Source organism: Streptomyces marokkonensis, from assembly GCF_039539045.1.
Lineage (GTDB): Bacteria > Actinomycetota > Actinomycetes > Streptomycetales > Streptomycetaceae > Streptomyces > Streptomyces marokkonensis.
Map to the genome: position 1 here is coordinate 1 of NZ_BAABCQ010000255.1, position 7495 is coordinate 7495.

The following is a 7495-nucleotide window of genomic DNA, read 5'->3' on the forward strand; positions in this document are numbered from 1 at the left end:
GGCCCAGGGGCGCGTCAATGATTCGGACAGGAATTGATGGGCACCGGGCGCGGGGCGGAGCCGACCATTCCGGCCCCGCTCCCCGGCGGCGGGGGAAAACGTCCAGGTCGGCGCGGCGTGACCGATGGACCGAACACCGGAGAGCTCGCGGGGGCGGGCGGCACGGAAGGTCACGGTTGGGTGAAGACGCACGGAAGCGGAACGGCCGTGCGGCCGGCCGGACGGGCTGCACGAACGGCCGGGCGCAGCACACGGTCGGCCAGTCGCGGCGCACGGTCGGTCAGTCGGTCCGGGACGTGACCAACCGGACTCCGGAGGCGCAGCACGGCAGGCCGGGGACGCACAGCGCGCGGCGGGCCGGGACGGGGCCGGCCGGCTCGGAACACACAGCTCTGCCGGGCGGGCCGGGACACGCAAGCACGGTCGGCCCGGAACACCCGGCACGGCCGGTCGGGTGGGAGCCGGTCGGCTCGAGACAGCTGCGGGCTCGGCCCCGTGCGCCACCGCCGGCCCGGCGCACGCCGCGCGGGCGCTTTGCAGCCGCCGTGCGGCGGCCCCCCGGAGACACCGCACGGGACAGCTCCGGCACACGTCTCGGGGCCGCCCGGACCTGCTGCCGCGCCGCCGTCCGGGGCACACCCGCACGACAAGGCGGCCCGGCTCACGATCGTGAGCCGGGCCGCCTGATGATCCGGTGGGCGATACTGGGTTCGAACCAGTGACCTCTTCGGTGTGAACGAAGCGCTCTCCCACTGAGCTAATCGCCCGGACGCAGGAAGAACATTACCCCATGTCAGGGGGTGCCCGTGACGAGGCCGGCGTCCGGCGGGGGTCTGGTCTCCGGGCCCCCGCCGAGGGTCACTGGTCCTCGATCTTCCAGGGCATCTGGAGGCCGAACTTCCACAGGTAGATACCTGCCAGCGCGGCCACGATCACCAGCCCGACCGAGGTCAGGATGATGTTCCGACGCCGCACCTTGGGATCGAGGGCGCGCTGCGCCGCCTCGGTGACCTTGCGCTTGGTCCAACGCAGAACGATCTGGGCCCAGACGAACTCGGTCGCCCAGATCGCCATACCCCCGAAAATCACGACCCAGCCCGGTCCGGGCAGCACCAGCATGGCGACGCCGGCCACCACGACCGCGAGGCCGACGATGAAGACGCCGACCTGCCAGCTCAGGTGGAGGGCGCGGCGCGCCTTGATGAAATCCGGTGCTCGCGAGCCCAGTGCACGCTCGGCCGCGGCCTCGTCCGTCCCCGTACGGTCTTCCGCCGCGACTGCCTCGCCGGGCTTGTTACTCCCCGTGTTCATACAGCCAAACACTACCGGAGCGAAACCTGTCACCGGAATGGGCGCATGACCCGAACGATCTCTCGGCCGGAAGAGTTACATAAACACACGCAAAACACTCAGAGGGGTTTACAACGGCACCGTAGGTGGCATGTCGATTTCGCCGACGTGCGAATCCCCGAGCGCACACTGAGCGAAAGGCCCTGGCGCTTATGAACACCACGGTCAGCTGCGAGCTGCACCTGCGCCTCGTTGTGTCGAGCGAGTCCTCCCTGCCTGTCCCCGCAGGCCTGCGGTACGACACGGCCGACCCCTACGCCGTGCACGCCACCTTCCACACCGGAGCCGAGGAGACCGTCGAGTGGGTGTTCGCCCGCGACCTCCTCGCCGAAGGCCTCCATCGCCCCACGGGCACCGGCGACGTCCGCGTCTGGCCGTCCCGCAGCCATGGCCAGGGCGTCGTGTGCATCGCCCTGAGCTCTCCGGAGGGCGAGGCGCTGCTCGAAGCCCCGGCGAGGGCTCTGGAGTCCTTCCTGAAGCGCACAGACGCCGCCGTGCCGCCCGGCACGGAGCACCGGCATTTCGATCTCGATCAGGAGCTCTCGCACATCCTGGCGGAAAGCTAGGGCGAGGCCCCGTGAAGCCGCCCGTCGCCGTCGACTCGGGGTGACGGCACGGGCCCGGACAACCGCATACGGCACACACCGGCGTCGTCGCCGCGGACCTCCGCGGCGACGACGCCGGTGTGTGCGCGGCAGCAGGGGGTGCGCGGCCGAGCGGGGAACGAAGGCCGGCCGGCCGCCGTTGTACGGGCAACCGACTGTGGGTACCGAAATCCGGGCCGGTTCGCACGCCGCGGAAGCCACTACCATCGGCCAGCATCGGCGGGCGCCCGCCCGACCTCAGGCCAGGGAGCGAAATGTGCTGATCACCCACGACACCCGGTGCGCCCTCGACACCGTGGTGGATCTGGTGAACACCGTGCCGGAGGACGAGTCGGCGGTGGACGGACTGCCGGATGTCGCGGCCCTCCAGGAATTTGTGGGAACGCACGAAATCAGCGACATCGGCGTGCTCTCGGAGCTCGACCTCTCGGCGGTGCGCAAGATCCGCGGCCGGTTCGCGGCTGTCTTCGCGGCCCCCGAGGCGAGGATCGCGGCGGGGCTGATCAACGACCTGGTCGCCGCTGCCGGAACCACGCCCCGGCTCACCGACCACGACGGCTACGACTGGCACATCCACTACTTCGCACCCGGCGCCTCCGTCGCCGACCACCTGGCCGCCGACTGCGGGATGGCCCTGGCGTTCTTCGTGGTCGCCGGAGAGCAGGAGCGGCTGCGGCGGTGCGAGGCTCCCGACTGCCGCCGCGCCTTCGTCGATCTCTCCCGGAACCGCTCTCGGCGGTACTGCGACAGCCGCACCTGCGGAAACCGCTTGCACGTGGCCGCATACCGTGCGCGGCGCAAGGAGGCGGCCCGCTGACGCGCCCGTGCGGGACCGGTACGGAGACGCCGACGGCCAGGAACTCGCTCGCTACGACCTCAGCAAGGACCGATGCCTGCCTCGGTGGCGACGCGGTCCCCGGCGGGTGGCGCCGGGGAACGCGGGTACGGCTCACAGCAACAGCAGGTCGTGCAACGAAGCCATGAGCAGCAGACACCCGATCACCGCAAGGAAGATCATGAGCGGTGGCTGGGAAAGGGCGAAGAGGCAGCCGCGCGGTTCGCTCTGCGTTGGCGCGGTTTCGCTCTGTCTCGTGTCCAGCTGGGTATCCAGCTGAGTGGTGTCCGGCATCTCGTCGCGATCATGACGCAGTACGCGGGACCTGGGCGATCAACACGCCAGTGAAGACCGGGAGTTCGTTGAATGTCGCGATGTCCGGTCGGATGGTGATCGTTCCGGAACGGGCGCTGACGCCCTGGGACCGCTGGGTCGGTCCGGTCCGGGGAGGCGACGGTCAGTCGGCGGTCATATCCCGTGCTTCTTCAGGATGGCCTCGATGTCGCTGAAGTCGTCATCACCACGGGAGGTCTTCGCAGGTTTGGCAGTGGGCCTGGCGGCCGGGCGAGCACCGGCGCCGAGAGAGGGCTCCGAGGCCGCCGGGGCCACCGCGTCGCGCTGCGCGGCGGCACGGGCCTCCTTGCGTTCCTTACGGGTGCCGCCGCGGCGGCGCTCCACCGTGCGCGTGGTCATGAAGAGGAGCCAGGACACCCCCAGTACCGCGAAGCCGGCCCAGGCCACCGGGCTGAAGGCCGTGTCGGCCAGCCACTCGACGACTCCGGTCATCACCAGCCCGACGGGGACCAGTGAGTAGGCGGCGATGCGGGTCGCGGTGAGGAAACGCCTGCGGTACGCGGTGACCGCCGCGATGCCCAGGCCCGCCGCGGACACCGCGGAGCAGACGGTCTCGGCAATCATCCGGTCCTCCAGGCTGGGCTCGGTCGGGCATGAGTGCTTCTGTCCCTTCCATCCTGCACCGTCCGAGCACCGTGAGGCCATGCTCCGGCCCGAGATCAGGGAGATCTCGGGGTCGGCTCCTCCCCAGGTGCCGGTGACCGGCGTACGACGGTGGTCGGGACGCCGCCCCGTGGGCTGGGAGAATGGGGACCATGAGCGACTCCTCCCCCGCCCGTTCCGCCGCGCCCGTCCTCGACGTCTGGTGCGAGCTCCAGTGCCCGGACTGCCACACCGCCCTGGACGACCTCCGCGCCCTGCGCGCCCGCTACGGCGACCGTCTGGAGCTGCGGCTGCGGCACTTTCCCCTGGAGAAGCACAAGCACTCCTTCCCGGCGGCCCAGGCCGCCGAGGAGGCCGTGGCCCAGGGGAAGGGATGGGCGTACGCCGAGGCCGTCCTGGACCGGGTCGCGGAGCTGGACCGTGAGGGAGAACCGCTGCTGGTCGAGGTGGCCCGGGAGCTGGGACTGGACGCGGAGGAGTTCGACACGGCGCTGATCGACGGCCGGCACATCCTGATCGTCGACGCCGACCAGGCCGAGGGCAAGGCGATCGGCGTGACCGGCACCCCCACGTACGTGATCGGCGGCGAGCGCCTCGACGGCGGCAAGAGCCAGGAAGGGCTGCGTGAGCGCGTCGAGGAGATCGCGGACCGGCTGCTGGCCGAGCAGCCGGAGGGTTGAACACCGGGCCGCGACCGGGACTGAACGCGGGGCTGAGCCGGTGGCCGGCCGGGAGCCGGCCGGCCACCGCCGTCACAGCAGGGGTTTGTAGAAGCTGTACCGCGTGGTCCCGTAGCCGAGCGACTCGTAGAGCCGCTCGGCCGGGGTGTTCCCCGCGAAGACGTTGAGGCCGATGAGCGGCCGGCCGGCGGCGATCGCCTGAGCCTCGGCCAGCAGCATCAGCGTACGGCCGTGCCCCCGGCCCCGGTGGGCCGCGTCGGCCTCGACATCGAAGACGAAGGCCCGCTCCCGCCACAGCGCCAGCCACAGGACGCCGACCCGCGTTCCCTCGTGCTCCAACACACTGAACAGCATGTTCTCGGTGTCCAGGCCCTGCGGCAGAATCGTCTCGTGGTCGCTGCGCGCCTTCTCGTACGCCTCGGTCTCGGGTACGCCACTCTCGATCCAGGTACGGGCGTACTGCTCCGACTCGTAGGCCTGCCAGGCGTCGAACTCGTCCGGTCTCATGGGCCGTGCGTGGCTGTCCGCGGGCAGGGCGGGCGGGGTGTCGCCGAGCGGCTTGGTCATGCCGCGGGTGCGCAGGACGTAGCCCAGCGCCTGGGCCAGTCGCAGGCCCGCCTCGGTGCCTGGCTCGACGCTCGCCTCGATCTGCCGGCAGCCCCAGCCCCGTGCGATCTCCTCGGCCGCGAGCGCGGCCACCGTGCCCCGGCCGCGCCGGCGGTCCGGTTCGTCGATGCGCAGCTTGCGGATCACGGCCACCGAGCCGCCGAAGGCCTGCGAGGTGCCAAGATGTATCGCGCCGACGGGACGGCTGTTCACGCACACCTGGTAGCGGCGTGAACGTGTCCCGTCGGCAGCGCTCTGAAGCGGCTCGGTCGGCCGCAGGGTCGTGGTCATCACGGGTGTTCTACCCGCCGAAAAGGCGAAGGGCAGCCGAATATCCGGCCGCCGTGCGTCCAGGTCACGGATCCAGGTCGTCCCCGGCCCGCTCGTCGAAGATCCGCATGGCCTTGGCGGTCACCGGTCCCGGGACGCCCGGCAGTTCACGGTCGTCGACGCGGTGCACGGCCTGGACGTCCCGCAGGGTGGAGGTCAGGAAGACCTCGTCGGCACGGTCCAGAACGTCGAGCGGGAGATCGGTCTCGCGGGCGCCCGTCCACTCGACGGCCAGGGCGCGGGTGATCCCGGCGAGGCAGCCGGAGGTGACCGGCGGGGTGTGGATCTCGCCGTCGAGGACGACGAAGACGTTCGACCCGGTTCCCTCGCACAGCTGCCCCACCGTGTTGCCGAACAGCGCCTCTGTGGCGCCCCGGGCGCGGGCCCGGGCGAGGGCGACGACGTTCTCGGCGTAGGAGGTCGTCTTCAGGCCCGTGAGCGCGCCGCGCTCGTTGCGGGTCCAGGGCACCGTGATGACGGCTGTGGAGTCGGGGCGGCGGCCGGTCTCGCCGAGGGCCACGACGAGGGTCGGGCCGTGTTCACCGCGGTCGGAGCCGAGGGGGCCGTGGCCGCCGGTGTAGGTGAGGCGCAGCCGGCCCAGCGGCATGGGGTTGGCTTCCAGGACGGCGGCGCAGGCGCGGCGCACCTCGTCGAGGTCGGGATCGGGCAGCCCCAGGCCGCGGGCCGACCGGGTCAGCCGGTCGAGGTGCCGGGTCAGCGCGAACGGCCTGCCGTCCACCGCCTTCACCGTCTCGAAGATGCCGTCGCCCACGGTCAGTCCGTGGTCGAGGACGGAGACGCGGGCGGACTCGAGGTCCTGCAGCCCGCCGTCGAGCCAGATCTTCACGTCAGTAGCGCCTCTCCGGTTCCGTTCGCCTCGTACGCACCCGACGCTACCGCGAGCAGCCGGGACGCCTTGAGTTCGGTCTCCCGCCACTCCCCTTCGGGATCGGAGCCCCAGGTGATCCCGGCGCCGGTGCCGAAGCGCAGCAGGCCCGCGGCACGGTCGATCCAGAAGGTACGGATACCGACGGCCAGCTCACCGGTGTCCCGGTCGGCGTCCACCCAGCCGATGCCCCCGCAGTACGGGCCCCGGGGCACGGTCTCCAGCGCGTCGATGATCCGCAGGGCGCTCGACTTGGGGGCCCCGGTGACGGACCCGGGCGGGAAGGCCGCGTCGAGCAGCTCCGGCCAGCCGGCGCCCGCGCGCAGTTCGCCCCGTACGGACGACACCAGGTGCACGAGACCCGGATGCTTCTCGACCGCGCAGAGGTCGGGCACGGTGACGGTCCCCGCGGCGCAGACCCGCCCGATGTCGTTGCGGACCAGGTCCACGATCATCACGTTCTCGGCGTAGTCCTTCTCCAACAGGTCGGCCTCGGTCCGCCCGGTCCCCTTGATCGGCCCGGACTCCACGACCCCGCCGTCCCGTCGCAGGAACAGCTCGGGGGACGCGGTGGCGATCTCGACGCCGTGCCCGGGCAGCCGGATCGTCCCGGCGTACGGTGCCGGGTTGCCGCGGGCCAGCAGGGCGGTGAGGGCGTCCACGTCGGCGCCGGGGGCGACGGGCGCGGAGAGCACCCGGCAGAGGTTGGCCTGGTAGACCTCGCCGGCGGCTATGCGCCGGCGGATGCGCCGTACGGCCGCCGTGTACGCGGCGCGGTCGAGGGAGGAGGTCCAGTCACCGACGGACGGCCCCCGCCACCCGCCCGGCACCGGAGCCGGCACCTGCGCCGTGCGTACCTCCGCGAAACGTGCGCAGGTCAGACGGCCTTCGAAGTCCGCGCAGACGGCCCAGAAACCGCTGGAGTCGAGGGCGGCGGGATCGCTCGTGACGTCGAGGAGGCCGGTGGCCAGACGGTCACCGAAGCGGGCGAGGGGAGGGAGGTCGAGCACGCTGTCGAGTCTAGGCCGGTGCCCCTGAGGTGACCCGAACGTGTCCTTCCGGGCGCCCCGACCAGGCCCGCGCGTGGCCTCACCGCAGCACGCTGCACAAACGCGTTTTTGTGCTGGCCCCGGAATCCGCTAGAGTTCATGACGTCGCCGGGACGCGGAAGCGGACCGAACCGACAGGCGGACGTAGCTCAGTTGGTAGAGCGCAACCTTGCCAAGGTTGAGGTCGCGAGTTCGAA

9 protein-coding genes and 1 tRNA gene are annotated in these 7495 nt (G+C 71.6%); 3 read left to right on the top strand and 7 right to left on the bottom strand.

Features of this window, described 5'->3' with window-relative positions; translation table 11 throughout:
* Positions 1 to 695: 695 nt before the first annotated feature.
* Positions 696 to 767, bottom strand: a tRNA-Val gene (locus tag ABEA26_RS33945).
* 91 nt (positions 768 to 858) lie between these two features.
* Positions 859 to 1311 carry a TIGR02611 family protein gene (locus ABEA26_RS33950; RefSeq protein WP_345597639.1) on the bottom strand — a complete coding sequence of 151 codons (453 nt, stop codon included), beginning with the start codon at positions 1309 to 1311 and terminating at the stop codon, positions 859 to 861.
* 191 nt (positions 1312 to 1502) lie between these two features.
* Between ABEA26_RS33950 and ABEA26_RS33955 the strand changes: the two genes are divergently transcribed.
* Both ABEA26_RS33955 and ABEA26_RS33960 read left to right on the top strand, forming a co-directional pair.
* Positions 1503 to 1916, top strand: coding sequence for an SsgA family sporulation/cell division regulator (locus tag ABEA26_RS33955; RefSeq protein WP_004002642.1), 414 nt, complete (start codon positions 1503 to 1505; stop codon positions 1914 to 1916).
* A gap of 295 nt (positions 1917 to 2211) precedes the next feature.
* Positions 2212 to 2772 (top strand): CGNR zinc finger domain-containing protein, encoded by a 561-nt coding sequence (locus ABEA26_RS33960; protein WP_345597640.1) that lies wholly within the window; start codon positions 2212 to 2214, stop codon positions 2770 to 2772.
* A gap of 132 nt (positions 2773 to 2904) precedes the next feature.
* Here ABEA26_RS33960 and ABEA26_RS33965 read toward each other — a convergent pair whose 3' ends face one another.
* Together ABEA26_RS33965 and ABEA26_RS33970 are read right to left on the bottom strand one after the other, a co-directional pair.
* Positions 2905 to 3084, bottom strand: a complete 180-nt coding sequence (locus ABEA26_RS33965; RefSeq protein WP_279565056.1) for a hypothetical protein — start codon at positions 3082 to 3084, stop codon at positions 2905 to 2907.
* 174 nt (positions 3085 to 3258) lie between these two features.
* Positions 3259 to 3708, bottom strand: coding sequence for a hypothetical protein (locus ABEA26_RS33970; RefSeq protein WP_345597641.1), 450 nt, complete (start codon positions 3706 to 3708; stop codon positions 3259 to 3261).
* A gap of 191 nt (positions 3709 to 3899) precedes the next feature.
* Between ABEA26_RS33970 and ABEA26_RS33975 the strand changes: the two genes are divergently transcribed.
* A complete protein-coding gene (locus ABEA26_RS33975) occupies positions 3900 to 4427 on the top strand; it encodes a DsbA family protein (RefSeq protein WP_345597642.1) in 528 nt (175 codons plus the stop codon).
* Between the two features lie 72 nt (positions 4428 to 4499).
* On the opposite strand, the gene ABEA26_RS33980 is transcribed toward ABEA26_RS33975, so the two are convergent.
* The 3 genes from ABEA26_RS33980 to ABEA26_RS33990 all read right to left on the bottom strand — a co-directional run bounded on the left by ABEA26_RS33980 (position 4500) and on the right by ABEA26_RS33990 (position 7259).
* Positions 4500 to 5324: a GNAT family N-acetyltransferase gene (locus ABEA26_RS33980; RefSeq protein WP_345597643.1), complete on the bottom strand. Its 825-nt coding sequence runs from the start codon at positions 5322 to 5324 to the stop codon at positions 4500 to 4502.
* 64 nt (positions 5325 to 5388) lie between these two features.
* Positions 5389 to 6210 (bottom strand): aminotransferase class IV, encoded by an 822-nt coding sequence (locus ABEA26_RS33985; protein WP_345597645.1) that lies wholly within the window; start codon positions 6208 to 6210, stop codon positions 5389 to 5391.
* A complete protein-coding gene (locus ABEA26_RS33990; RefSeq protein ID WP_345597647.1) occupies positions 6207 to 7259 on the bottom strand; it encodes a chorismate-binding protein in 1053 nt (350 codons plus the stop codon). Before ABEA26_RS33990 ends, ABEA26_RS33985 begins: the two co-directional genes overlap by 4 nt.
* Between the last annotated feature and the right edge of the window lie 236 nt (positions 7260 to 7495).

Excerpts from the sequence above, each read along its gene's own strand:
- ABEA26_RS33980 (WP_345597643.1), bottom strand. The coding sequence starts at position 5,324 with ATGACCACGACCCTGCGGCCGACCGAGCCGCTTCAGAGCGCTGCCGAC.
- ABEA26_RS33970 (WP_345597641.1), bottom strand. The coding sequence starts at position 3,708 with ATGATTGCCGAGACCGTCTGCTCCGCGGTGTCCGCGGCGGGCCTGGGC.
- ABEA26_RS33955 (WP_004002642.1), top strand. The coding sequence starts at position 1,503 with ATGAACACCACGGTCAGCTGCGAGCTGCACCTGCGCCTCGTTGTGTCG.
- ABEA26_RS33975 (WP_345597642.1), top strand. The coding sequence starts at position 3,900 with ATGAGCGACTCCTCCCCCGCCCGTTCCGCCGCGCCCGTCCTCGACGTC.
- ABEA26_RS33965 (WP_279565056.1), bottom strand. The coding sequence starts at position 3,084 with ATGCCGGACACCACTCAGCTGGATACCCAGCTGGACACGAGACAGAGC.
- ABEA26_RS33950 (WP_345597639.1), bottom strand. The coding sequence starts at position 1,311 with ATGAACACGGGGAGTAACAAGCCCGGCGAGGCAGTCGCGGCGGAAGAC.